The sequence below is a fragment of the Pseudomonas sp. MIL19 genome, from assembly GCF_028680365.1.
Taxonomy (GTDB): Bacteria; Pseudomonadota; Gammaproteobacteria; order Pseudomonadales; family Pseudomonadaceae; genus Aquipseudomonas; species Aquipseudomonas spirodelae.
Window position 1 is genome coordinate 79,009 of the sequence record NZ_JAPPVG010000007.1, and the last position, 23,380, is coordinate 102,388.

General features: G+C 59.5%; 24 protein-coding genes and 1 other RNA gene. 4 read left to right on the forward strand and 21 right to left on the reverse strand.

What is annotated here, in order from left to right; all coding sequences use genetic code 11:
- Positions 1–3 precede the first annotated feature (3 nt).
- From N1078_RS07085 to rsmI, 14 genes are all read right to left on the reverse strand, one after another.
- Positions 4–954, reverse strand: coding sequence for a D-alanine--D-alanine ligase (locus N1078_RS07085; RefSeq protein ID WP_274087503.1), 951 nt, complete (start codon positions 952–954; stop codon positions 4–6).
- Complete coding sequence (gene murC, locus N1078_RS07090; RefSeq protein WP_274087573.1) at positions 951–2,360, reverse strand: UDP-N-acetylmuramate--L-alanine ligase; 1,410 nt, start codon at positions 2,358–2,360, stop codon at positions 951–953. Before murC ends, N1078_RS07085 begins: the two co-directional genes overlap by 4 nt.
- Before the next feature lie 34 nt (positions 2,361–2,394).
- Positions 2,395–3,465: an undecaprenyldiphospho-muramoylpentapeptide beta-N-acetylglucosaminyltransferase gene (gene murG, locus N1078_RS07095; RefSeq protein WP_274087504.1), complete on the reverse strand. Its 1,071-nt coding sequence runs from the start codon at positions 3,463–3,465 to the stop codon at positions 2,395–2,397.
- The gene (ftsW, locus tag N1078_RS07100) at positions 3,455–4,681 is read right to left on the reverse strand and encodes a putative lipid II flippase FtsW (protein ID WP_274087505.1); all 1,227 of its coding nucleotides are present in this window, start codon (positions 4,679–4,681) and stop codon (positions 3,455–3,457) included. Before ftsW ends, murG begins: the two co-directional genes overlap by 11 nt.
- Complete coding sequence (gene murD, locus N1078_RS07105; RefSeq protein WP_274087506.1) at positions 4,681–6,027, reverse strand: UDP-N-acetylmuramoyl-L-alanine--D-glutamate ligase; 1,347 nt, start codon at positions 6,025–6,027, stop codon at positions 4,681–4,683. The genes ftsW and murD overlap by 1 nt, the downstream gene beginning before the upstream one ends.
- 7 nt (positions 6,028–6,034) lie before the next feature.
- Positions 6,035–7,117 carry a phospho-N-acetylmuramoyl-pentapeptide-transferase gene (mraY, locus tag N1078_RS07110; protein ID WP_274087507.1) on the reverse strand — a complete coding sequence of 361 codons (1,083 nt, stop codon included), beginning with the start codon at positions 7,115–7,117 and terminating at the stop codon, positions 6,035–6,037.
- Positions 7,117–8,487 carry a UDP-N-acetylmuramoyl-tripeptide--D-alanyl-D-alanine ligase gene (locus N1078_RS07115; RefSeq protein ID WP_274087508.1) on the reverse strand — a complete coding sequence of 457 codons (1,371 nt, stop codon included), beginning with the start codon at positions 8,485–8,487 and terminating at the stop codon, positions 7,117–7,119. Before N1078_RS07115 ends, mraY begins: the two co-directional genes overlap by 1 nt.
- Positions 8,480–9,958 carry a UDP-N-acetylmuramoyl-L-alanyl-D-glutamate--2,6-diaminopimelate ligase gene (locus tag N1078_RS07120; RefSeq protein ID WP_274087509.1) on the reverse strand — a complete coding sequence of 493 codons (1,479 nt, stop codon included), beginning with the start codon at positions 9,956–9,958 and terminating at the stop codon, positions 8,480–8,482. The genes N1078_RS07115 and N1078_RS07120 overlap by 8 nt, the downstream gene beginning before the upstream one ends.
- Complete coding sequence (locus N1078_RS07125) at positions 9,958–11,682, reverse strand: peptidoglycan D,D-transpeptidase FtsI family protein (RefSeq protein ID WP_274087510.1); 1,725 nt, start codon at positions 11,680–11,682, stop codon at positions 9,958–9,960. The genes N1078_RS07120 and N1078_RS07125 overlap by 1 nt, the downstream gene beginning before the upstream one ends.
- On the reverse strand, positions 11,679–11,972 hold the full coding sequence (gene ftsL, locus N1078_RS07130; RefSeq protein WP_274087511.1) for a cell division protein FtsL: 294 nt from the start codon (positions 11,970–11,972) through the stop codon (positions 11,679–11,681). Before ftsL ends, N1078_RS07125 begins: the two co-directional genes overlap by 4 nt.
- Positions 11,969–12,910 carry a 16S rRNA (cytosine(1402)-N(4))-methyltransferase RsmH gene (gene rsmH / locus N1078_RS07135; protein WP_274087512.1) on the reverse strand — a complete coding sequence of 314 codons (942 nt, stop codon included), beginning with the start codon at positions 12,908–12,910 and terminating at the stop codon, positions 11,969–11,971. The genes ftsL and rsmH overlap by 4 nt, the downstream gene beginning before the upstream one ends.
- A gap of 2 nt (positions 12,911–12,912) precedes the next feature.
- Positions 12,913–13,368, reverse strand: a complete 456-nt coding sequence (gene mraZ, locus N1078_RS07140) for a division/cell wall cluster transcriptional repressor MraZ (protein WP_274087513.1) — start codon at positions 13,366–13,368, stop codon at positions 12,913–12,915.
- Between the two features lie 308 nt (positions 13,369–13,676).
- An RNA gene (gene rnpB / locus N1078_RS07145) (RNase P RNA component class A) lies at positions 13,677–14,035 on the reverse strand.
- A gap of 41 nt (positions 14,036–14,076) precedes the next feature.
- On the reverse strand, positions 14,077–14,919 hold the full coding sequence (gene rsmI / locus N1078_RS07150) for a 16S rRNA (cytidine(1402)-2'-O)-methyltransferase (protein WP_274087574.1): 843 nt from the start codon (positions 14,917–14,919) through the stop codon (positions 14,077–14,079).
- Between the two features lie 155 nt (positions 14,920–15,074).
- Between rsmI and N1078_RS07155 the strand changes: the two genes are divergently transcribed.
- Genes N1078_RS07155 through N1078_RS07170 form a run of 4 tightly spaced genes read left to right on the forward strand, consistent with a single transcriptional unit; the run spans position 15,075 to position 18,411 of the window.
- Positions 15,075–16,886 carry a penicillin-binding protein activator gene (locus N1078_RS07155; RefSeq protein ID WP_274087514.1) on the forward strand — a complete coding sequence of 604 codons (1,812 nt, stop codon included), beginning with the start codon at positions 15,075–15,077 and terminating at the stop codon, positions 16,884–16,886.
- The gene (locus N1078_RS07160) at positions 16,883–17,257 is read left to right on the forward strand and encodes a YraN family protein (RefSeq protein ID WP_274087515.1); all 375 of its coding nucleotides are present in this window, start codon (positions 16,883–16,885) and stop codon (positions 17,255–17,257) included. Before N1078_RS07155 ends, N1078_RS07160 begins: the two co-directional genes overlap by 4 nt.
- 30 nt (positions 17,258–17,287) lie before the next feature.
- Complete coding sequence (locus N1078_RS07165; protein ID WP_274087516.1) at positions 17,288–17,881, forward strand: phosphoheptose isomerase; 594 nt, start codon at positions 17,288–17,290, stop codon at positions 17,879–17,881.
- Positions 17,878–18,411, forward strand: a complete 534-nt coding sequence (locus N1078_RS07170) for a BON domain-containing protein (protein WP_274087517.1) — start codon at positions 17,878–17,880, stop codon at positions 18,409–18,411. Before N1078_RS07165 ends, N1078_RS07170 begins: the two co-directional genes overlap by 4 nt.
- 67 nt (positions 18,412–18,478) lie before the next feature.
- Here the strand turns inward: N1078_RS07170 and N1078_RS07175 are convergent, their stop codons facing one another.
- The 7 genes from N1078_RS07175 to rplM form a co-directional block, all read right to left on the reverse strand.
- Positions 18,479–18,892: a ClpXP protease specificity-enhancing factor gene (locus tag N1078_RS07175; protein ID WP_274087518.1), complete on the reverse strand. Its 414-nt coding sequence runs from the start codon at positions 18,890–18,892 to the stop codon at positions 18,479–18,481.
- Between the two features lie 15 nt (positions 18,893–18,907).
- The gene (locus tag N1078_RS07180; protein WP_274087519.1) at positions 18,908–19,525 is read right to left on the reverse strand and encodes a glutathione S-transferase N-terminal domain-containing protein; all 618 of its coding nucleotides are present in this window, start codon (positions 19,523–19,525) and stop codon (positions 18,908–18,910) included.
- 89 nt (positions 19,526–19,614) lie between these two features.
- Entirely contained in the window at positions 19,615–20,397 is a 783-nt protein-coding gene (locus tag N1078_RS07185; RefSeq protein WP_274087520.1) for a cytochrome c1, read from the reverse strand.
- A complete protein-coding gene (locus N1078_RS07190; RefSeq protein ID WP_274087521.1) occupies positions 20,397–21,608 on the reverse strand; it encodes a cytochrome b in 1,212 nt (403 codons plus the stop codon). The genes N1078_RS07185 and N1078_RS07190 overlap by 1 nt, the downstream gene beginning before the upstream one ends.
- Complete coding sequence (gene petA / locus N1078_RS07195) at positions 21,605–22,201, reverse strand: ubiquinol-cytochrome c reductase iron-sulfur subunit (RefSeq protein WP_274087522.1); 597 nt, start codon at positions 22,199–22,201, stop codon at positions 21,605–21,607. The genes N1078_RS07190 and petA overlap by 4 nt, the downstream gene beginning before the upstream one ends.
- Before the next feature lie 256 nt (positions 22,202–22,457).
- Complete coding sequence (gene rpsI / locus N1078_RS07200; protein WP_274087523.1) at positions 22,458–22,850, reverse strand: 30S ribosomal protein S9; 393 nt, start codon at positions 22,848–22,850, stop codon at positions 22,458–22,460.
- Between the two features lie 14 nt (positions 22,851–22,864).
- Positions 22,865–23,293: a 50S ribosomal protein L13 gene (rplM, locus tag N1078_RS07205; RefSeq protein WP_090249152.1), complete on the reverse strand. Its 429-nt coding sequence runs from the start codon at positions 23,291–23,293 to the stop codon at positions 22,865–22,867.
- Positions 23,294–23,380 lie beyond the last annotated feature (87 nt).

The following is a 23,380-nucleotide window of genomic DNA, read 5'->3' on the forward strand; positions in this document are numbered from 1 at the left end:
GATTTAACCCCGCGCCTCTAGGCTGTCAGCAAGAATCGCCAACACCAACTGTTGAAAATCCAGACCGGCTGCCTGCGCCGCCATCGGCACCAGGCTGTGGTCGGTCATACCGGGAACCGTGTTGACTTCAAGCAACCAGAACCGACCATCGCCATCCTGCATCACGTCAGCCCGGGCCCAGCCCTGAATGCCCACCGCTTCGCAGGCGCGTGCAGTGAGCTCGACAAGCTCAGCCTCTTTGCCGGCGTCCAGGCCGCAGGGGATGCGGTACTGGGTGTCATTGGCCAGGTACTTGGCGTCGTAGTCGTAAAAACTGTGGGGCGTGCCCAGGGCGATCGGCGGCAGCACCTGACCACGCAGCACCGCGACAGTGAACTCCGGGCCGGCAATCCACTGTTCAACCAGCACTTGGGAGTCATAACCACTGGCATCCTGCCAGGCCGTAATCAACGCCTGCAGGTCACCCACCTTGGCCATGCCAATGCTCGAACCTTCATGCGCCGGTTTGACGATCAGCGGGAAGCCCAAGTCAGCCGCAGCCGCCTCGCAATCCGCGACCGAGGCCAGCACCGCATGACGTGGCGTGGAGAGGCCCAGGCTCTGCCAAACCTGCTTGGTACGCAGTTTGTCCATGGCCAGGGCCGAGGCCAGGATGCCGCTGCCGGTGTAGGGGATACCGGCACACTCAAGCAACCCTTGCATCGCCCCATCTTCACCGCCGCGACCGTGCAGAACGATAAAGGCACGGTCAATTTTTTCACTGACCAAGCGCTGCAGAAAATCTGTCCCAACATCGATACCAAAGGCATCCACGCCGGCGGCCTGCAGCGCTTGCAATACGGCATTGCCGGACTTCAGCGACACTTCACGCTCGGCACTCTTGCCGCCAAACAGCACAGCCACGCGGCCGAAGGCGCTGACCGGATACTGAGACTTCAAGCTATCGGCATTCATTTCGACTTACCTTGCGCCGCGGCGAACAGCGGGCTTTGCAGCAGTTGCGGGGCCAAGCCGCCGATATCACCGGCACCCTGGCAAAGAAGAATATCGCCGGCACGCAACAGCGGCTTGACGATCGGGGCGAGGTCGACGCCGCGCTCGATGTAAATCGGGTCGAGTTGGCCGCGCTGACGAATGCTGTGGCACAGCTGACGGCTGTCCGCCCCCGGGATGGGCTCTTCGCCCGCCGGATAGACTTCCATCAGCAACAACACGTTGGCATCGCCCAAAACCTGTACGAAGTCGTCATACAGGTCGCGGGTGCGGCTGAAGCGGTGCGGCTGGTAAACCATGACTAGACGGCGCTCTGGCCAACCGCCACGCACAGCCTTGATCACGGCAGCGACTTCACGCGGGTGATGACCGTAGTCATCGACCAGCATCACGTTGCCACCCTCAACCGGCAGCTCGCCATACACCTGAAAACGTCGACCGACACCCTGGAAGCCGGACAAGCCCTGGACGATGGCCTCATCACTGATGCCCTCATCAGTGGCAATGGCAATGGTCGCCAGGGCGTTCAATACATTGTGGTTGCCCGGCATATTGACCGACACATCCAGCGGCTCACGGCCTGTGCGCAGCACGGTGAAGAAGGTCTGCATTCCCTGCTGGCGCACATTGATCGCCCGTACGTCAGCACCGTCATCGAAGCCATAGGTCACGGTAGGACGCGCCACCTGCGGCAGAATTTCGCGCACGATCGGGTCATCCACGCACATCACTGCCAGGCCATAAAACGGCAGGTTGTGCAGGAACTCGAGGAAGGTTTTCTTCAACTTGTTGAAGTCACCTCCGTACGTGCTCATGTGGTCCATATCAATATTGGTAACGACTGAGACCATGGGCTGCAGATGCAGGAAGCTGGCATCGCTTTCATCGGCTTCCGCGATCAGGTAGCGGCTGCTACCGAGCTGAGCATTGGTACCGGCTGCATTCAGCCGACCACCAATCACAAAGGTCGGATCCAGGCCACCCGCAGCAAATACCGAGGCCAGCAAGCTGGTGGTGGTGGTTTTGCCGTGGGTGCCGGCAACGGCGATGCCATGGCGATAGCGCATCAGCTCGGCGAGCATCTCGGCGCGCGGTACCACCGGAATACGCCGCTCAAGGGCGATAGCGACTTCCGGGTTGCTGGTATTGATCGCACTGGACACCACCAGCACATCGGCCTGCTCGGCGTTTTCCGCGCGATGGCCAATAAAAATCTGCGCACCGAAGCTTTCCAGGCGCTCGGTGACCGCCGAAATTTTCAGGTCGGAGCCAGACACTTCATAGCCGAGGTTAAGCAGCACTTCGGCTATGCCACACATGCCCGCACCACCGATGCCGACAAAATGGATACGGCGAATACGGCGCATACGACGGATTTCCGAACGAGCAGCAGCGGGAGACTTAGCCACGGGCCACCTCCAGACAGATATCGACAACGGTGCAGGTGGCGTCGGGCTTGGCCAGACGGCGGGCCGTTTGGCCCATTTCAACGAGTTGTTCGGGGCGCATCAAAACCTCGGTCAGCTGCGCGGCCAGCGTGGCGGCGTCAGTGGAACGTTGCGGCAGCAGTACGGCAGCGCCGGCACTGGCCAGATAGTCGGCATTGCGTGTCTGGTGATCGTCGATCGCATGGGGCAGCGGCACGAGGAACGCCGGCAAACCCGCGGCGGCCAGCTCGCTGACAGTCAGTGCGCCGGCGCGGCACACCACCAGATCAGCCCAGGCATACGCCCGCGCCATGTCTTTGATAAACGGCACGACCTGCGCTTCGACGCCGGCCGCGCTATAGCGTTCACTGGTAATTGCATCGTGTTGCTTACCAGCCTGATGGAACACCTCAGGGCGCAGCTCGGCCGCCACTTGCGATAACGCTTCGGGGAGTAATTTATTCAGCGGCTCGGCACCCAGGCTGCCGCCCAGCACCAACAAACGCGGCTGACGGTTGCGCAGCGAATCACGCGGCGTTGCCAGGAACAGCTCTTCACGTACCGGGTTGCCGGTGGTGCGGCGCTTGTCACTGTTAGCGAAGGTATTGGGGAAGGCTTCGCACACGCGGCTGGCGAATGGCACCAGGCTGCGGTTGGCCGTGCCCGCCACAGCGTTCTGCTCATGGATGATCAGCGGCGCACCGCTCATCTTCGCAGCCAAGCCGCCCGGACCGGTGACATAGCCGCCCATGCCCAGCACGCAGACCGGCTGCAGCTCACGCATCACCTTGCGGGCTTGGAATAACGCCTTGATCAACTGGAATGGAGCCTTCAGCAGTGACAGCTTGCCTTTACCGCGCAGCCCGCTGACATCAATCAGGTGCAGCGGCAAACCCGCCGCCGGCACCAGTTCATTCTCGATACCACGCGGCGTACCCAGCCAATGCACGCTGTAGCCACGCGCCTTGAACTCACGGGCACAGGCCAGCGCGGGGAATACATGACCACCGGTGCCACCAGCCATGATCAGAACATTACCGCGCATGTTGAGCCTCCTCGACGGCTTGGCCTTCGAAGAAATCGGATTCTTTGAAGTCGATATCCTCGCTACCCAGTTGGGTGCGACGCTCCCATTCAATGCGCAGCAACAACGCCAGGCTGATGCAGCAGATCACCAACGAGCTGCCGCCGTAGCTGAGAAATGGCAGGGTCAGGCCTTTGGTCGGCAGCAAGCCCACGTTTACCCCGATGTTGATCAGCACCTGGCCGATCCACAAGAAAGCCAGGCCATAGGCCACATAGGCCGAGAAGAACTGCTTGGCCTTCTCCGCCCACAGGCCGATATACAGCGCGCGCACGCTAACAAACACGAACAGGCCGACGGTGAGCAAAGCGCCGACCATGCCCAGCTCTTCGGCCAACACGGCAAACACGAAGTCGGTATGCGCTTCCGGCAGGTAGAACTGCTTTTGCACACTGTTGCCCAGGCCAACGCCGAACCACTCGCCACGGCCAAAGGCGATCAACGCCTGGCTCAGCTGATAACCGGCGCCGTACTGGTCCGCCCAAGGGTCAACAAAGTTGGTCAGGCGCTCCAGGCGATAGGCCTGACTGGTCATCACCCACACGCCAAGTCCTAGCACGCCAGTGGCCAGCGGAATAAAACGCAGCAGGTTGACGCCACCGAGAAACAGCATGGCGATCGAGGCACCGACCAACACCACGGTGGCGCCGAAGTCGGGCTCGGCCAACAACAGCATGGCAATCGGCCCCAGCACCAGCATCGGCTTGATAAAGCCGGTGAGCTTCTCGCGCACCTCGGTCTGGCGACGCACCAGGTAGGCGGCGATAAACATCACGCTAAACAGCTTGGCCAACTCGGACGGCTGCAGGTTGAAGATACCCAGGCCGATCCAGCGTTTGGCCCCGTTGACCTCACGGCCAATGCCCGGCAGCAACACCAAGATCAACAGCACCACCGCCACCAGCAACAGCGTGCCGCTGTAACGCTGCCACAGCGCCATAGGCACCAGCAGGGTCGCCAGTGCAGCACCCAGACCGATGGCCAGATAAATTAGGTGGCGAATCATGTGATAGAGCGGATTGCCTGACTGCAACGCCGCCACTTCCGAGGACGCTGAGGTGATCATCACCAAACCCAGGCCGAGCAGCGCCAGGCAACCGGCGAGCAGCGGGAAATCCAGGTCGATACCCCTACGGGTATGCAGCGGCGATGGCGCGGCGAGCAGACGGGCGAGCATCACTGCAACCCCTCCACAGCCTGGGCGAACAGACGTCCGCGCTCTTCGAAATTCTTGAACATGTCGAGGCTGGCGCAAGCCGGCGACAGCAGCACGGCATCGCCCTGCTCAGCCAGCTCGGCGGCACGCTGTACGGCCTCATCCAGGGTCTTGACCCGGATCAGCGGCGCGGCATCACCCAGCGCATCGGCCAGCAATTCAGCGTCGCGACCCAGCAGTACCACGGCGCGGCAGAACTTGCCGACCGGAGCCTTCAACGCTGAAAAGTCCGCGCCCTTGCCATCACCACCGGCGATCAGCACCAGCTTGCCGTCGATATCCGCGCCCAAGCCGTCGATGGCCGCCAGTGCGGCGCCGACATTGGTCGCCTTGGAATCGTCGTAGTAGCTCACGGCATTACGCTCGCCAACCCACTGGCAGCGATGCGGCAGGCCAGCAAACTGCTTGAGGGTTGCCAACATCGGCTCGAACGGCAGGCCGATGGCATGACCCAGCGCCAAAGCAGCCAGGGCGTTGGACTGGTTGTGCGCGCCGCGAATCTTCAACTCACGCACCGGCAACAAGGCGGCGAACTGGTAGCCCAGGCACTTCTCGCCGTTTTCATCAAGCAAGCCAAAGCGCTTGAAGTCCGGCTTGCCGAGGCCGAAGTACCAGCACGGCAATTGATCGGCCACCAAGGGACGCGACAACGCGTCATCACGGTTGACCACCACCTGTCGCGCGCCGCGGAAGATGCGGTGCTTGGCCAGGTGATAGGCCGGCAGATCGGCGTAGCGATCCATGTGGTCTTCACTGATGTTCAGGCAGGTCGCCACTTCAGCGTTGAGCTGGTCGGTGGTTTCCAGCTGGAAGCTCGACAGCTCCATGACATACAGCTCAATGCTGTCATCCAGCAAATCCAGCGCTGGGGTACCCAGGTTGCCACCCACTGCGACCTTCTTACCGGCCGCAGCGGCCATCTCACCAACCAGGGTGGTCACGGTGCTTTTGGCGTTGGAGCCGGTGATCGCAATGATCGGTGCCTTGGCGTAGCGAGCAAACAGGTCGATATCACCCGACAGCTTGACCCCACGTGCCGCAGCCGCCTGCAGCGCCGGGGTTGCGATGGCCAGACCCGGGCTGACCAGCAGTTCACTGGCGCGGCAGAGAAACTCCACGTCCAGTTCGCCACAACGCACTTCGACCTGCGGGAACTGCTCGCGCATGGTGGCGAGCTCCGGCGGATTGGCACGGGTGTCGACCACGGCAAACGGCAAGCCCTGGCGCGCGAGGAAACGCACCAGGGACATGCCGCTCTTGCCGAGGCCGACAACGATGCGGAAGTGGTCAGACGCGATCAGGCTCATGGGTTCCTCAACGCAGTTTCAGGGTGGCAAGGCCGATCAGCACCAGAATCACGGTGATGATCCAGAAGCGCACGATCACGCGTGGCTCGGGCCAGCCTTTCAGTTCAAAGTGGTGGTGAATCGGCGCCATGCGGAACACGCGCTTGCCGGTCAGCTTGAAGCTAGCGACCTGGATGATCACCGACAGGGTTTCCACCACGAAGATGCCGCCCATGATGAACAGCACCACTTCCTGACGGACGATCACAGCGATGGTGCCCAGGGCCGCACCGAGTGCCAGCGCGCCAACGTCGCCCATAAACACTTGCGCCGGGTAGGTGTTAAACCAGAGGAAACCCAGGCCCGCCCCGACCAGGGCGGCGCAGAACACAATCAGTTCACCCGCGCCCGGTACATAAGGAATAAACAGGTATTCGGCGAACTTCACGTTGCCCGACAGGTAGCAGAAGATCCCTAACGCGCCGCCAACCAGTACGGTGGGCAGAATCGCCAGACCATCAAGGCCGTCTGTCAGGTTCACTGCGTTGCTCGAACCGACAATCACGAAGTAGCTCAGCACCACGAAGCCCAGGCCCAGCTCAAGGCTGAAGTCCTTGAGCATCGGCAGAATCAGGGTGGTTTCCACCGGGCTTTGCGCCGTCATATACAGAAACAGTGCGGCGCCCAGGCCAAACACCGACTGCCAGAAATACTTCCAGCGGCTCGGCAGGCCCTTGGAGTTCTTCTCAATCACTTTGCGGTAGTCATCAACCCAACCAACGGCGCCAAACAGCAGGGTCACGGCCAGGACGGTCCAGACATAACGGTTGGACAGATCAGCCCAAAGCAAGGTGCTAACGGCAATAGCAGAAAGAATCAGCGCACCACCCATGGTTGGCGTGCCCTTTTTCGACAGGTGCGACTGCGGGCCATCGTTGCGTACCGACTGGCCGATCTGGCGAATCTGCAGAGTGCGGATCATCCACGGGCCAAGCCACAGGGACAATGCCAGCGCCGTCAGCACGCCAAGGATGCCGCGCAGCGTCAGGTACTGAAACACTGCAAAAGCCTTGTGGAACTGTTGCAGGTATTCCGCCAGCAGCAGCAGCATTAGTGAATCTCCCCGGATATGCCACACAGGGCCGCGACAACTTTCTCCATCGCTGCGCTGCGTGAACCTTTAATTAAAAGAGTGGTGTCGCCCTGCTCGCTTTGCAGCGCAGCAATCAGGCTGGCTTGGTCGGCAAAATGCCGACCCTTGCTGCCGAATTCGTCAATGGCATGAGCCATCAGGGGGCCCACGGCAAACAGTGCGTCGACCTTGCCTTGGGCATAGTTGCCGACCTGGCGATGGCCTTGCTCAGCCCACTCACCCAATTCGCCGATGTCACCCAGCACCAGCACCCGCCGCCCCGGAAAACCGGCGAGGATATCGATGGCGGCGCACACGGAGGTCGGGTTGGCGTTGTAGCTATCATCGATCACTCGCAGGCCATTCGGCGCAATCTGCGCGACGGTTCGGCCTTGGACCGGCTGCAATTTTTCCAACCCGGCTTTGATCGCAGCAGGCGCAATCTCCAACGCCAACGCGGCGGCAGCTGCGGCCAGGGCGTTAGCCACATTGTGCTCGCCTAGCAGGTTGAGCTGAATACGCACCTGACCGCTGGCGCAATGCAGGGTAAAGGTCGAGCAACCACGGACATCGCGCGCCAGCTCAGCGGCATAAACGTCCGCTGCCGGATTACCCAAGGCAAACGAGCGAACGCTGCGATCCTTGGCGCGCTGCTGCCAAATGGCGAAAGCCCTGTCGTCGAGGTTGAGCACGGCCACACCGCTGTCGCTCAGGCCTTCGAGAATTTCACCCTTGGCTTCAACAATTTTCTCTGGCCCGCCGAACTCACCGACGTGAGCGGTGCCGGCATTATTGATGATGGCCACCTGCGGCTGGGTAAGGCCCACGGTGTAGGCAATTTCGCCGACATGGTTGGCGCCCAGTTCGATCACGGCGGCAACATGCTCAGGCGCCAGCTCCAGCAGAGTCAGTGGCGCGCCGAGGTCGTTATTCAGGTTGCCACGGGTCGCCAGCACCGGACCTTGCAGGCCTTCGCGCAGAATACTGGCAAGCATTTCTTTGACCGTGGTCTTGCCGCTGGAACCGGTAATCGCCACCACAGGGGCATTAAACGCCTGGCGATTGAGCGCACCCAATTGGCCGAGGGCTAGACGGGTATCGGCCACCAGCATCTGTGGTAGCGGTGCATTTGCCACCTCACGCTCAACCAAAGCGGCCACTGCGCCTTTGCCGGCAACTTCTGCCAGGTAGTCATGGCCATCAAAACGCGGGCCAGCCAGGGCGACAAACAGCTGACCCGGCTGAATCGCTCGGCTGTCGCTACTAACGGCGCTGAATGCCACGTCCGCACCGATAACCTGCGCGCTCAACGGCCGAGCCACTTCGCTCAATAGCAGCGGCTTAAGCATGCGCCACCTCCCATGCGGCCAACGCATTAGCAGCTTCGACTAGGTCGGAGAACGGCTGACGCACGCCGTTGATTTCCTGATAGTCCTCATGGCCCTTGCCGGCCAATACCAGCACATCATCGGCACTGGCAGCGGCAATTAGCTGGGCAATCGCCTGGCCACGGCCATGAACAAACTGCACCGACTCGGGGCTGACGAAGCCGGCGCGGATATCGCTGAAAATCTGTGCCGGGGTTTCGGTGCGCGGGTTGTCATCGGTGACCAACACCGCATCGGCCAGGCGCTCAACCACAGCGGCCATCAGCGGGCGCTTGCCGCTGTCACGATCGCCACCGCAACCAAACAGGCACAGCAGGCGACCCTTGACGTGCGGGCGCAGAGCTTCGAGAACCTTTTCCAGGGCATCCGGGGTGTGCGCGTAATCAACGACCACCAACGGCTGCTTGGCGCGCCCCGCAGTGGCGCCACCTAAACGCTGCATACGACCAATAGGGCCCTGCAGCTGCGGCAACACCTTGAGAATTTCGTCCAGCGCATAATCCAGGCCGAGCAGCGCACCGACCACCGCCAGCAGGTTACTCAGGTTGAAGCGACCGAGCAGCGAGCTGCGCAGGCTGCCTTCGCCGCGCGGGGTGACCAGCGTGGCGCGTACGCCCTGCTCGTCAAACTGCGCATCGCGGCAATACAGGTACGCGCTTGCGTCTTCCAGGCTGTAGCTGATCAGGCGCGACTCATGCACAGCACCCGCCAACTCACGGCCAAAGGCATCATCCAGGTTAAGCACCCGGCAGCGCAGACCCGGCCAGGCGAACAACGCAGCTTTTGCCTCGGCGTAAGCCTGCATCGAACCGTGATAATCCAGATGGTCGCGGGATAGGTTGGTCAGCACCGCCACATCAAACGCCAGCGCAGTCACGCGCCCTTGATGCAGGCCGTGGGACGAGACTTCCATCGCCACCGCACGGGCACCGGCATTTTTCATATCGGCCAGGGTGGCCTGCACGCCGATGGGGTCCGGCGTGGTGTGGAGCCCTTGTTCGAGCGCACCGTAGAAGCCATTGCCGAGGGTGCCGACAATACCGCAGCGCTGACCCAGCAGGTCCAGCGCCTGAGCCAACAACTGGCTGACACTGGTTTTGCCGTTAGTGCCGGTAATACCTACCAGGTTCAGACCACGGCTTGGCTCACCGTAGAAACGCCCGGCAATCGCCGAAAGCTGGCCCGCCAAGCCTTTGATCGCGACCAATTCACTGCTGCTGGCCGTCATGTCAGCCGCGCCTTCAGCTTCAAAGGCCACGGCGGCAGCGCCACGCGCAATGGCATCGGCGATATGCACACGACCGTCCTGCTGGGTGCCGGGCACAGCCAAGAACAAATCACCAGGACGAACCTTACGGCTGTCCAGGGTCAATTCGCGGATCAGGGTGGAGCTGGTGGCTTCGGGCAGCAATTTGCTGAGGGGCATAGGCATCAGATACGCCCTCCTTTAGTAATTTCGGCGGCAGCGGTTTGCGGCTCTACCAGGTTGTCTGGGGCGACGTTCATCAGGCGCAGGGCACCGGCCATGACCTTGCCAAATACCGGCGCGGAGACCAGGCCACCGTAGTAACCGCCCTGGCTCGGCTCATCGATCACAATGGCCACGGCAATACGCGGGTCGCTGACCGGGCCAAAACCGGCAAAGAGTGAGCGATACGCATTGTCCCGGTAGCCACGGCTACCCACTGAAACCTTGCGCGCCGTACCGCTCTTACCAGCCACGTGGTAGCCCGGCACTTTGGCACGGTAAACCCCACCAGGGGCTTCAATGACTTGCTGCAACATGCCCTGCATGGTCACTGCAATATTTTCGGGGATCACTTGGACGGCATCGGGTTTACGGTCAACACGCGCCAGGGACAGGTGCGTGCTGCGGCCGTTGTTGGCCAGCACCGAATAGGCATGGGCCAACTGTACAGCCGTTACCGACAAGCCATAGCCATAAGACAGCGTGGCCGTTTCAGCTTTGCGCCACTCACGGTAGTTCGGCAGGTTACCAACACGCTCACCTGGGAAGCCGAGCCCAGTGTCCTGGCCCAAGCCGACTTGCTGCATCACTTCGAAGATCGACTGGCCACCGATATCAAACGCGATCTTGCTCATGCCGACGTTACTCGACTTGATCAGAATCTCGGTGAGAGTAAGCGGACCACTGCTGCGCGAGACGTCACGAATGGTGTACTTGCCGATCTGCAGAGTGCCTGGGTAAACATCGACGGTATCCGAGGCCTTCCAGCGACCACTGGCCAGAGCAGCACTCATGGAGAACGGCTTCATGGTTGAGCCGGGCTCGAACACATCAATCATCGCCCGATTACGCATCGCTGCGGGCTGCAGATTACGGCGATTGTTCGGGTTATAGGTGGGCTGGTTGACCATTGCCAACACTTCACCGGTGCGCACATCCACCATGACCAAGCTGCCGGCCTTGGCACCGAACTCAAGCAGCGCATTGCGTAATTCACGATGGGCGAGGTATTGCAGGCGCAGGTCAATCGACAATGCCAAGGTCTTACCGGCCTTGGCATTCTGCGCAACCTGTACATCTTTAATCAGCCGACCGCGCCGGTCCTTGAGCACCTGACGCTTGCCGGGCACGCCGGCCAGCCAATCCTCGAAGGCCAGCTCCATGCCTTCACGACCGCGGTCATCAATATCGGTAAAGCCCACGACATGGGCAGCCACTTCACCCGCAGGATAGAAGCGGCGGAATTCTTCAATGCCATATACACCTGGCACTTTCATATCGAGAATGCGTTGGCCCTGCTCAGGCGTCAGCCCGCGCACTAGGTACATAAACTCACGTTCGGCATTGGCTTGCAGGCGCACACCGAATGCCTTGGGATCTTGCCCCAGCGCGGCCGCCAGCTCATTCCACTTGGCCTTGCCGCCTTGCAGCTCCTTACCATTGGCCCACAGGGTGGTCACTGGCGTGCTAACGGCCAGCGGCTCGCCGTTACGGTCAGTGATCAGCCCGCGGTGTGCGGGAATCGGGATATGGCGCACGCTACGCGCGTCGCCATGAGCCTGCAGAAAGCGCTGATCGAATACCTGCAGGTCGACAATACGCCAGGCAATAGCGCCCACCATCAGCGCCAGCAACAGCAGCACTAAGCGAAAGCGCCATGGATAGAGCGCGCCTTCGAGGCCGATCATGGCGCCACCATGCGGACTTCAGCGGCATCGGGGATACGCATACCTAGACGCTCGGTGGCCAACGCCTCAATGCGGTTATGTGCGGTCCAGGTACTTTGCTCGAGGATCAACCGGCCCCACTCGGCCTGAGCCTTGTCGCGCACGCTGAGTTCGGCATACAGATCATTGAGCAGCTGGCGATTCCAGTGGGCGCTGTAAGACACCCCAATCGCAGACACCAACACAGCCAGAAACAGCAGCAGCATGAATAAGCTGCCACCTGGCAAAGGCTTGGCGAAAAGCGCGCTCATCGCACCTTCTCGGCAATGCGCATCACCGCACTGCGCGAGCGTGGATTGGCCGCAAGCTCTGCCTCGGAGGCGAATACCGGCTTACCGATGAGCTTCAAACGCGGCTCGAAGGCTTTCGGGATAATCGGCAGGTCACGCGGCAACGTGTCCATCTCGCCCTTGGCGTGCTTGCGCATGAACAGCTTGACGATGCGGTCTTCCAGCGAGTGGAAGCTGATTACGACCAGACGACCGCCCACTTCCAGGCTTTCCAAGGCCGCATCAAGGCCGCTCTCCAGATCGCCCAGCTCGTTGTTGATATAGATGCGCAGCCCCTGAAAGGCACGCGTTGCCGGGTTCTTGCCTTTTTCCCAGGCCGGATTGGCTACGGTCAGCACCTGAGCCAAGTCGGCGGTACGCTCAAACGGCTGCTCGGCGCGGCGCAGCACTACAGCGCGAGCCATACGTTTGGCAAAGCGCTCTTCGCCGTATTCCTTGAAGACCCGGGCAATTTCTTCCTCGGCGGCGCTGGCAATAAATTCAGCGGCACTGACACCGGCATCCGGATTCATGCGCATGTCCAGCGGGCCGTCATGCATAAAGCTGAAGCCGCGCTCGGCATCGTCCAACTGCGGCGAAGACACGCCCAGGTCGAGCAGAATACCACTGACCTTGCCGGCTAGATCGCGCTGCGCGAGCTCATCAGCCAACTCGGCAAAGCTGCGCTGCACAACGACAAAGCGGCCGTCTTCGGCCGCTAGCGCATTCCCCGTGGCAATCGCCAGGGGATCTTTATCAAACCCTAGCAGGCGACCGTCTGAACCAAGCTTTTCCAGGATCAACCGGCTATGCCCGCCGCGACCAAAGGTACCGTCTAAGTAGCAGCCACTCGCGCGCACAGCCAGCCCTTCGACAGCCTCGTCGAGCAGCACAGTTATATGGCGGTAGTTACTGGTCATGGTCACAGGATCAAATCACGTAAGTCGTCGGACAAAGCACCCGGTTGCTTGATCGCGGCCAAATCGGCATCGGCCACGGCATTCCAGGCATCTTCATCCCACAGTTGGAATTTATTGAGTTGGCCAACCAGCATCACGCGCTTATCCAGCTTGGCGTACTCGCGTAAACGCGGCGGCACCAGAAAGCGCCCACTGGCGTCCAGCTCAAGGTCAACAGCATTGCCGATCAGCAAACGCTGCAAGCGGCGGTTTTCTTCACGGAATGAGGCGAGCTCACGGAGCTTGGCTTCAATCAGCTCCCACTCAGACAACGGATAGACACACAGGCAGGGGTCGATGGCATCAATCGTGACAATAAGCTGGCCAGCACAACGCGACACAAGCTCATCCCGATACCGACTTGGCATCGCGAGCCGCCCTTTGGCGTCGAGACTGATGGCGTTTGCTCCGCGAAACACGATCGCGCTTCCCCTTTTTATTGGCTATCCGTGCCTAAGAAACCCACTTTATGCCACTTCTTGCCACTCGCGCACACTATAGGAACGCACGCCCCCCACCGTCAAGGCACCCATAGCGGGAAAACTCCTTATAGAACGGCGATTTAGCGAGCATAGCGAGGGGGTAAACGGAGAAATAACCTGAAGGCGCGAACGCAAAAACAAGCCAATACAGGGCACTGAACTTCAAAGTTAAAGTAGTTTGTTAAGAGTAAGATTTTTTCGGTATTAGAAAGGAGGCAAAACATTGAAGCGCAGAAGAGGGGAAGGTGGAGAGTCGATCTGTAAGCCGGGTTCTGTCGAGGACAGCCATTCCTCTACGACGTACATCACTGCACGCCTTTAGCAACCTACCCGGTTCCAGCGCGGGCCACGCCAATGGAACCCTATTTGGTCTTGCTCCGAGTGGGGTTTGCCTAGCCACGAACTGTTACCAGTCGTGCGGTGCGCTCTTACCGCACCTTTTCACCCTTACCGGCACCGAAGTGCTTAGGCGGTTATTTTCTGTGGCACTTTCCGTAGGCTCACGCCTCCCAGGCGTTACCTGGCACTCCGCCCTATGGAGCCCGGACTTTCCTCCCCCGCATTACGCAGAACGCAACACGGCAGCGACTGTCCGATCGACTCTCCGCCGGCAAGATTAACGGCACACGCCTTACAGAACAAGGATTAAAGGTCTTTTTGCTGCTCAAGCGCCGCCTGATAAAGCACGTTTTTACGCACCCCAGTGATCTCCGCCGCCAATGCCGCCGCGCGCTTGAGCGGCATTTCCGCCAACAGCAGGTTCAGCACACGCAGCGCCTCGCTGCTCACCGCCTCCTCGCCTTCCGGTGCCTGCCAGCCCGCCACCAACACCACACACTCGCCGCGCTGCTGATTGCTATCAGCTGCCACCCAAGCGGCCAGTTCAGCGAGTGGCATACCTTTAAGCGTTTCGAAGGTCTTGGTCAGTTCGCGAGCCAGCAACGCTGGACGTTCATCACCGAACACCACCTGCATATCCTGCAGGCATTCGAGGATGCGATGCGGCGCCTCATAGAAAATCAGCGTGCGCGGCTCTTCTTTTACCTGCTCAAGCCGAGCTCTCCGCCCAGCCGCTTTGGCCGGCAGAAAACCCTCAAAAATAAACCGATCGGACGGCAAGCCCGCGGCAGACAACGCGGCAATCAGCGCACAAGCACCTGGCACAGGCACCACCGCAACTCCAGCTGCACGCGCCTGGCGCACCAGGTGATAGCCCGGATCAGAAATCAGCGGCGTACCCGCATCAGAGATCAGCGCGACATCCTCACCGGCTAACAGACGCGCGAGAAAACGCCCACCCTGGTCACGCTCGTTGTGCTCATGACAGGCCGCCAGCGGCGTACCGATACCGAAATGCTGCATCAGCCGCGCCGAATGACGGGTGTCCTCTGCGGCGACCAGAGCAACGCTGCGCAGGATATTCAGCGCCCGCGCACTGATGTCATCCAGGTTGCCTATCGGCGTGGCAACCACATAAAGACTGCCCAGGGGCGAATTCGCAGCAGCGGAAGGGGTCACAGCACTGGCCTCTCAAAATCAGCAAAGCGCGCATTGTAGCCCGTTTCCAACCTTCGACATCGCGTCACCCGGCGGGCTTGGGTACAATTCGACGCTCAATTTGATCAAGTATCAGGAACGCTTACATGATCGCCTGCCTGCGCCCCCTTTCCGCCCTCTGCCTTGCCGGTCTACTCGCCGCCTGCGCCAGCACACCCTCATCAACATTGGGAGAGCTGCCGCGCACACCGCAAGCCAGCATCGAACAACTGCTGCAGCAAGCGGCGCAGAGCCCAATTGAACAGGCCGCATCGCTGCGTTTGTCAGCAGCCGACCTGGCGTACACACAAAAGGACTTCGCCCGCGCCAGTAGCACTCTCCAGCAGGTATCGCTGGAAAGCCTAAGCCCAGCCCAGCAGATTTTTGCCAGCACCCTGCGCGCCGAACTGGACATGCACAACAACAAACCCAAAGCGGCCCTGCGCGCTCTGAGCCACCCGAGCATGGAACGTCTCGGTGAGCTGCCTGTTGAGCAACAAGTGCGCAGCCAGCTCGTCCGCGCCAGCGCCTTGCAAGCCACCGGGCAGACTCTCTCTGCCGCCCGCGAGCGCGCCTTTATTGCCCCCCTGCTCAGCGGCACAAGCGCGCTACAAAATAACGAAGCGATCTGGAGCCTGGTTTCCAGCTTGCCACTGACGGAGCTGCAAGCGAGTGGTGATACCGATCTAGACGACTGGTTGGCGCTCGCACGCACCATCAAAAACGCCGCAACGCTGGAGCAACAGCAGGCAGCCATCGACACTTGGATTGAACAAAACCCTCAGCACCCGGCCGCCCAGCAGCTCCCTCAACCGCTGGTCGAGCTAAAAAAACTCTCCAGCCAACCGCTAACCGAGATCGCCCTACTGTTGCCACAGGATGGTCAACTGGCCAGCGTCGCCCGCGCCCTGCGTGACGGCTTCCTGGCCGCTCACTATCAAGCACAGCAAGCCGGGCAGAACCCGCCCAACATCCAGCTGTTTGACAGTTCACGCATTGGCTCAATGGACGCTTTCTACGCCCAAGCCCAAGCCGCCGGCGTGCAACTGGTGATCGGCCCACTGGAAAAAAACCTGGTCAGCCAACTGAACAGCCGCGAACAACTGCCCATTACCACCCTCGCCCTGAACTACAGCGAAGGTGCCCAGGAAGGCCCAGCCCAGCTATTCCAATTCGGCCTAGCGGCCGAGGACGAAGCACGCGAAGTGGCACGTCGCGCCTGGGCTGAAGGCATGCGTCGCGCAGTCGCCCTAGTGCCTGCGGGCGAATGGGGCGACCGCGTACTTGCCGCCTTCCGCCAAGACTGGCAAGCCCAAGGCGGCACCCTGATCGCCGCCGAGCATGTCGACCAGCCGGTTGAGCTGGCGCGGCAGATCGCCGAGCTATTCCAACTGCGCGAAAGCGAAGCCCGCGGCAAGCGCCTGCAGAACACCCTGGGTACAGCTGTAGCAGCGACCCCTTCGCGCCGCCGCGACGTGGACTTTATCTTCCTCGCCGCAACCCCACAGCAAGCCCAACAGATCAAACCGACCCTGGCCTTCCAATACGCCGGCGATGTACCGGTGTACGCCACCTCGCACCTGTTTACCGGCACCCATAACCAGGCGCAGTACCTTGACCTCAACGGCATCATGTTCTGCGAGACGCCCTGGCTGCTCAACGTCAACGATCCTCTACGCCAACAAGCCAGCGCACAATGGCCGCAAGCCGGCACCAGCCTTGGACGCCTATACGCAATGGGCGCAGACGCCTACCTGCTCACCCCGCGCCTGAACCAGCTCAAAGCCCTGCCGGACACCCGCCTGCAAGGCCTGACCGGCACGCTTAGCCTAAGCCCAACACAACGTATTGAGCGGCAATTACCCTGGGCCGAATTCCGTGATGGCCAAGTGCAACCGCTGCCTGATCGCCTCAATTGACCGAACGCACTAGCGCGCAACAATGCGGAGATGCTGCCGAAGCCCTGGCACGACAACATCTTGAGCAGCACGGCCTGCGCCTACTGGCGCAGAACTGGCGCTGCCGGCTCGGCGAGCTCGATCTGGTCATGCTCGACGCCGATACAGTAGTATTCGTAGAAGTTCGCTATCGGCGCCATAGCGCCTGGGGCGGTGCGGCAGAGAGCGTGGATGCACGCAAACGTGAGAAACTCAGCCGCGCGGCCCAGCACTTCCTGCAAAAAGAATCACGGTGGGCCAAGTACCCATGCCGTTTTGATGTGATTGCCATAACCGCCGACAGCCAAGCCCCCGCGAAACTGGACTGGATTCAAAACGCCTTTGATACCTGAACAGACGCCCCACTGAAGGTTATATCTCCAATGGATATGCAAGCCCGTATTCGCCACCTGTTCCAAGCCAGCATTGAAACCAAGCAGCAGGCTATGGAAGTGCTCATCCCCGTTATCGAGCAAGGCAGCCAGGCCATGGTCCAGGCCCTGCTCAGCGAGGGCAAGATTCTCACCTGCGGCAATGGCGGCTCGGCCGGCGATGCTCAGCATTTTTCCTCCGAACTGCTTAATCGCTTTGAGCGCGAGCGCCCGAGCCTGCCAGCCATTGCCCTGACTACTGACAGCTCGACCATTACCTCGATTGCCAACGATTACAGCTACAACGAAATTTTCTCCAAGCAGATTCGCGCCCTGGGCCAACCCGGCGACGTGCTGCTGGCGATCTCTACCAGCGGTAATTCGGCCAATGTGATTCAGGCGATCCAGGCAGCCCACGACCGCGAAATGACCGTAGTGGCCCTCACAGGACGCGACGGCGGCGGCATGGCCTCACTGTTACTGCCAGAAGACGTTGAAATCCGCGTCCCATCAAAAGTCACCGCACGCGTGCAGGAAGTCCACCTGCTGGCCATTCACTGCCTGTGCGACCTAATCGACTGCCAACTGTTTGGGAGTGACGAATGAGCCGCTCACCTCTGCTCCTAGCCACACTTGCACTGACCCTCGCCCTAGCCGGCTGTGGCAACCGCAGTGTCGGCAACAAGATTGACGACCAGTTTATTGCTCCGGAAGTGAGCTCCCGCGTGGCCAGCGCGCACATCGATCTGACCAGCCCGACCTCACACATCGTCGTCACCAGCTATAACGGGGTGGTGCTACTGGCCGGGCAAACACCGCGCAACGAGCTTAAAGGCCTCGCCGAACAAGCCGCCCGCAGGGTCAACAATGTCAGCAAGGTGCACAACGAACTGCAGGTTATGCAGCCAACGTCACTGCTGGCACGCAGCAATGACTCGCTACTGACCAGCCGCATCAAGACGCAGATGCTTGCTGACAGCAATGTGCCGGGCTCACGCATCAAGGTCATCACCGAGAACGGCGTCGTGTTTATGCTCGGCCTGGTCTCGCAAGCCGAAGCCACCCACGCCACCAACCTGGTGCAAAGCGTGTCTGGCGTACAGAAAGTGGTAAAGCTGTTCCAGTACACCAACTGATAGCCGCAACAGCAAGTGCACCCGCTTCACCGCAATAAAAAAGGCGATCCTAGGATCGCCTTTTTGTTTACTTGACCACTTTAAGACTTGGCCGACCACTTGGACGCGGCGGCTCACCATCAGGCGGCCCCTGATCATCCGGATCATCGATTTCGCCACCGTCGAGCATCGACGACTCCGAATCAAAGACCATGCCCTGACCATTTTCCCGCGCATAGATCGCCAGCACGGCGGCTGCGGGGACATACAGGCGCTGCGGAACCCCGGCAAAGCGCCCTTCAAAGCTGACCGCCTCGTTATCCATATGCAGGTGACGCACAGCAGTGGGCGAAACGTTCAGAACGATCTGCCCATCACTGGCAAAACCGCTAGGCACTTGCACGCCCGGGTACTCGGCATTAACCAGTAAGTGCGGGGTGCAGTCGTTTTCCACGATCCACTCATAGAGAGCACGCACCAGATAAGGACGACTCGACTTCATCTCTACCTCCTCGGGCTAACGCATATCACGTTCAGCAGGCGACAGACTGGCCTGGAACGCTTCACGGGCAAACTGGCGATCCATGTAGTCCAACAGCGGCTTAGCCGGCTTTGGCAGCTCTATACCCAGCACAGGTAAACGCCACAGGATCGGCAGCAGGCAGCAATCCACCAGGCTCAACTCTTCACTGAGGAAATACGCCTTATCGGCAAACAGCGGCGATACGCCGGTCAGGCTTTCACGCAGCTCTTTACGCGCCAGGGCACGAGCCGGCTCTTTGCTGCGCGAATCAAGAATCAGGTCCACCTGCGCGCACCAGTCACGCTGAATGCGATGAATCAGCAGACGGCTATTGGCACGAGCCACCGGATACACCGGCAATAACGGCGGATGCGGGTAGCGCTCATCCAGGTATTCCATCACCACTGTTGACTCATACAGAGCCAAATCGCGATCCACCAGTGTAGGTAGGCTGGCGTAGGGATTAACCTCCAGCAGACCGGCCGGATAGCGGCCCTTTTCGACACTGATGATTTCGGCGCTGACACCCTTCTCGGCGAGCACAATGCGTACGCGGTGGGAATAGTGGTCGGCGGGGTCGGAGTAACAGGCCAACCGATTGGTCACGCCCATGGCGGTCCTCCTCGCTTATAAAGTTATGTAAAGCAGAAAGACCTGCGCGCCCAAAGGGGCGCGCAGGTCAACAGCGGAGATGCAACGGTTTAATGCACGTCCTTCCAGTACTCGCGCTTAAGCAGATAGGCGAACACGAAGAAGAAGGCAAGATACAGCAGAACGTAAGTACCGATACGCTGACTTTGCAATTTAACCGGGTTGGCCGAGTAAGCGAGGAAGGTCACCAGGTTCTGGATCTTCTCGTCAAACTCTTCAGTGCTCAGCGCACCGGTCTTTGGCTCGATGGTCAGCTGATCGCAAGCCTCATGAGTAATCGGCGTACCCGTCAGCGGATCGAATAGCTTCTTGCCATCCTCAACCACCTGAACCTGCTTACAACCGATGTACTGACGACCCTGCAACCCCACCAACACGTTCGGCATACCCACGTTCGGGAACACCTTGTTGTTGGCACCCAATGGACGCGCGGTGTCTTCATAGAAGGTCCGCAGGTAGGTGTACAACCAATCGTTACCACGCACACGAGCAACCAGAGTCAGGTCGGGCGGCGCAGCGCCGAACCAAGCCTTGGCATCGGAAGGCTGCATGCCGATCTTCATGTGATCGCCAATTTTCGAGTCATTGAAAACCAGATTATCCAGCATGACGTCATGCGGGATCCCCAGATCATTGGCGACACGCTCATAACGCTGGTATTTGGCCGAATGGCAACCCATGCAGTAGTTAGCGAAGGTACGCGCACCATCCTGCAAAGCTGCTTTATCGGTCAGATCAATATCAACCTTGTCCAGCGGATACTCAGCAACAGAGGCGGCAAAGCCAAAGGTTGGCAGAAGCGCAATAATTAGTGCTGCAAAATGCTTTTTCATCAGCCAGTCACCCTTTCCGGAACCGGTTTGGTCTTCTCGAGTTTGGTGTAGAACGGCATCAGGATGAAGTACGCGAAGTACAGGAAGGTACACACCTGCGACAGCAACGTACGACCTGGTGTCGGCGACAACACACCCAACACACCCAGAATCACGAAGGACACACAGAAGATCAGCAACCAGATCTTGCTCATCCACCCCTTGTAGCGCATCGACTTGACCGGACTACGGTCCAACCATGGCAGCACAAACAACACCGCGATAGCTGCGCCCATGGCGATTACACCCAGCAGCTTGTCAGGGACCGCACGCAGGATTGCGTAGAACGGTGTGAAGTACCAAACCGGAGCAATGTGCGCAGGCGTCTTGAACGGGTTAGCCGCTTCAAAGTTCGGCTTCTCGAGGAAATAACCACCCATTTCCGGGAAGAAGAAGATCACGAAGCAGAAGATAAACAAGAAGACTACAACACCGACGATATCTTTAACGGTGTAGTACGGGTGGAACGCGATGCCGTCGAGCGGAACGCCGTTCTCATCTTTTTTCTTCTTGATATCAACGCCATCCGGGTTGTTCGAGCCAACCTCGTGCAACGCCAAAATGTGCAGCACCACCAAACCAAGAATCACGATGGGCAGCGCCACCACGTGCAAGGCAAAGAAGCGGTTCAGGGTAATACCGGAGATCAGGTAGTCGCCACGAATCCACTGAGTCAGGTCCGCACCAATCACCGGAATGGCACCGAACAGCGAGATGATCACCTGGGCACCCCAGTAGGACATCTGGCCCCACGGCAGCAAGTAGCCCATGAAGGCTTCAGCCATCAGCATCAGGTAGATCAACATGCCGAAGATCCACACCAGCTCGCGCGGCTTCTGATACGAGCCGTAGAGCAGGCCGCGGAACATGTGCAGATAGACCACAACGAAGAATGCCGAAGCACCCGTAGAGTGCAGATAGCGAAGAATCCAGCCGTACTCCACATCACGCATGATGTATTCGACTGAAGCAAACGCCTCTTCAGCCGACGGGTTGTAGCTCATGGTCAGCCAGACACCGGTAACGATCTGATTGACCAATACCAGCAGAGCCAGGGAGCCGAAGAAGTAGAAGAAGTTGAAGTTCTTTGGTGCATAGTATTTGGCGAGATGGTCTTCCCACATTTTGGTCGCGGGAAAGCGCGCATCGACCCATTCCATGAATTTACTCATGACGCTTTCTCCTGATCCACACCGATGATGACCACATCATCCGTCTCGTACGTATACGGCGGAACCGGCAGGTTCAGGGGCGCAGGCTGGCCCTTGTAGACGCGACCGGCGAGGTCATAACGCGAACCGTGGCATGGGCAAAAATAACCACCGACCCAGTCCGCACCCAAATCTGCAGGCGCGACTTCCGGACGGAAGGACGGCGCACAACCCAGGTGAGTACACAGACCTACCAAGAGCAACAACTCCGGCTTGATCGAACGGGTTTTCGGGTCGACATAACCCGGCTGTTCGGACGCCTTGGAGTCGAAGTCAGCGAGCTGCCCTTCGATTTTCACCAAGTTACTGAGGATTTCCTCAGTACGGCGCACGATAAACACCGGCTGCCCCCGCCACTCCGCAACCATCTGCTGGCCAGGCTCAATTTTGCTGACGTTCACCTTAACGGGTGCTCCGGCAGCTTTAGCCTTGGCACTAGGGAACCAGGACCCCACGAACGGGACCGCGGCACCCACCGCTCCTGCAGCACCCACCACAGAGGTGGCCGCTACCAGGAAGCGACGCCGGCCTGCATTCACGCCGTCATTGCTCATTCAGTCGTCTCCCATCAGCTTTATGGCCTGTTGGTCAGGCCTATACTAGGTAAAAATCGAGTCGCGCAAAAAATTTGCCAAATGGTAAAGAAAAGCCCCTCTACTGACAAGGTAATTACCCATACAGAGCAGGCGCAACCCCTTACAAATCAGGCCATTCGCGGATGCGGCATGATGCCGCAGAGTAAATAATCACCCATAAAAAACGCCCAGCTCCGATAGGAAGCTGGGCGTTTTTTTGAACGCAGGTCGCGAATTAACGCTTGGAGTACTGCGGACGCTTACGCGCTTTACGCAGACCAACCTTCTTACGTTCAACTTCACGGGCATCGCGAGTTACGAAGCCAGCTTTACGCAGTGCAGGACGCAGAGCTTCGTCGTAGTCCATCAGAGCGCGAGTGATACCGTGGCGGATTGCGCCAGCTTGACCACTAACACCACCGCCAACAACGGTGATGAACACATCAAACTTCTCGGTCATCTCAACCAGCTCTAGCGGCTGACGAACTACCATGCGGGCAGTTTCGCGACCGAAGAAACCGTCAAGAGTGCGGTTGTTGATGGAGATTTTGCCAGTGCCCGCACGCAGGAAAACGCGAGCGGTTGCAGTCTTGCGACGGCCAGTGCCGTAATTTTGAGTCGCCGACATAATGAACTATTCCGTTAAAACTTCAGTTCTTGGGGCTGCTGAGCAGTGTGGGGGTGAGCAGCGCCCGCATACACTTTCAGCTTACGATACATGTCGCGACCCAGCGGGTTCTTAGGCAGCATGCCTTTAACCGCGGTCTCGATCACGCGCTCAGGGGCTTTAGCGATCAACTTCTCGAAGTTGATCGACTTAATGCCGCCCGGGAAACCGGAGTGGGAGTAGTACATTTTGTCAGTGGTCTTGGCACCGGTAACGCGAATCTGCTCAGCGTTGATGATGACGATGTAGTCACCGGTATCAACGTGCGGAGTGTATTCAGGCTTGTGCTTGCCACGCAGACGGCTTGCAACTTCGGTAGCCAGACGACCCAGGGTCTGACCTGCAGCGTCGACGACAAACCAGTCGCGCTTAACTGTTTCCGGTTTAGCAGTAAAAGTTTTCATTCTTTATAGCCTCAGGGGCCGCCCTGATAAATAAGACGGCGGATCTTACTGAATAGTGCGTACTTTGACAAGGTCAAAGGCAGCCGA

Excerpts from the sequence above, each read along its gene's own strand:
- N1078_RS07085 (WP_274087503.1), bottom strand. The coding sequence starts at position 954 with ATGAATGCCGATAGCTTGAAGTCTCAGTATCCGGTCAGCGCCTTCGGC.
- murC (WP_274087573.1), bottom strand. The coding sequence starts at position 2,360 with ATGCGCCGTATTCGCCGTATCCATTTTGTCGGCATCGGTGGTGCGGGC.
- murG (WP_274087504.1), bottom strand. The coding sequence starts at position 3,465 with ATGCGCGGTAATGTTCTGATCATGGCTGGTGGCACCGGTGGTCATGTA.
- ftsW (WP_274087505.1), bottom strand. The coding sequence starts at position 4,681 with ATGCTCGCCCGTCTGCTCGCCGCGCCATCGCCGCTGCATACCCGTAGG.
- murD (WP_274087506.1), bottom strand. The coding sequence starts at position 6,027 with ATGAGCCTGATCGCGTCTGACCACTTCCGCATCGTTGTCGGCCTCGGC.
- mraY (WP_274087507.1), bottom strand. The coding sequence starts at position 7,117 with ATGCTGCTGCTGCTGGCGGAATACCTGCAACAGTTCCACAAGGCTTTT.
- N1078_RS07115 (WP_274087508.1), bottom strand. The coding sequence starts at position 8,487 with ATGCTTAAGCCGCTGCTATTGAGCGAAGTGGCTCGGCCGTTGAGCGCG.
- N1078_RS07120 (WP_274087509.1), bottom strand. The coding sequence starts at position 9,958 with ATGCCTATGCCCCTCAGCAAATTGCTGCCCGAAGCCACCAGCTCCACC.
- N1078_RS07125 (WP_274087510.1), bottom strand. The coding sequence starts at position 11,682 with ATGATCGGCCTCGAAGGCGCGCTCTATCCATGGCGCTTTCGCTTAGTG.
- ftsL (WP_274087511.1), bottom strand. The coding sequence starts at position 11,972 with ATGAGCGCGCTTTTCGCCAAGCCTTTGCCAGGTGGCAGCTTATTCATG.
- rsmH (WP_274087512.1), bottom strand. The coding sequence starts at position 12,910 with ATGACCAGTAACTACCGCCATATAACTGTGCTGCTCGACGAGGCTGTC.
- N1078_RS07155 (WP_274087514.1), top strand. The coding sequence starts at position 15,075 with ATGATCGCCTGCCTGCGCCCCCTTTCCGCCCTCTGCCTTGCCGGTCTA.
- N1078_RS07165 (WP_274087516.1), top strand. The coding sequence starts at position 17,288 with ATGGATATGCAAGCCCGTATTCGCCACCTGTTCCAAGCCAGCATTGAA.
- N1078_RS07170 (WP_274087517.1), top strand. The coding sequence starts at position 17,878 with ATGAGCCGCTCACCTCTGCTCCTAGCCACACTTGCACTGACCCTCGCC.
- N1078_RS07175 (WP_274087518.1), bottom strand. The coding sequence starts at position 18,892 with ATGAAGTCGAGTCGTCCTTATCTGGTGCGTGCTCTCTATGAGTGGATC.
- N1078_RS07180 (WP_274087519.1), bottom strand. The coding sequence starts at position 19,525 with ATGGGCGTGACCAATCGGTTGGCCTGTTACTCCGACCCCGCCGACCAC.
- N1078_RS07185 (WP_274087520.1), bottom strand. The coding sequence starts at position 20,397 with ATGAAAAAGCATTTTGCAGCACTAATTATTGCGCTTCTGCCAACCTTT.
- N1078_RS07190 (WP_274087521.1), bottom strand. The coding sequence starts at position 21,608 with ATGAGTAAATTCATGGAATGGGTCGATGCGCGCTTTCCCGCGACCAAA.
- petA (WP_274087522.1), bottom strand. The coding sequence starts at position 22,201 with ATGAGCAATGACGGCGTGAATGCAGGCCGGCGTCGCTTCCTGGTAGCG.
- rpsI (WP_274087523.1), bottom strand. The coding sequence starts at position 22,850 with ATGTCGGCGACTCAAAATTACGGCACTGGCCGTCGCAAGACTGCAACC.
- rplM (WP_090249152.1), bottom strand. The coding sequence starts at position 23,293 with ATGAAAACTTTTACTGCTAAACCGGAAACAGTTAAGCGCGACTGGTTT.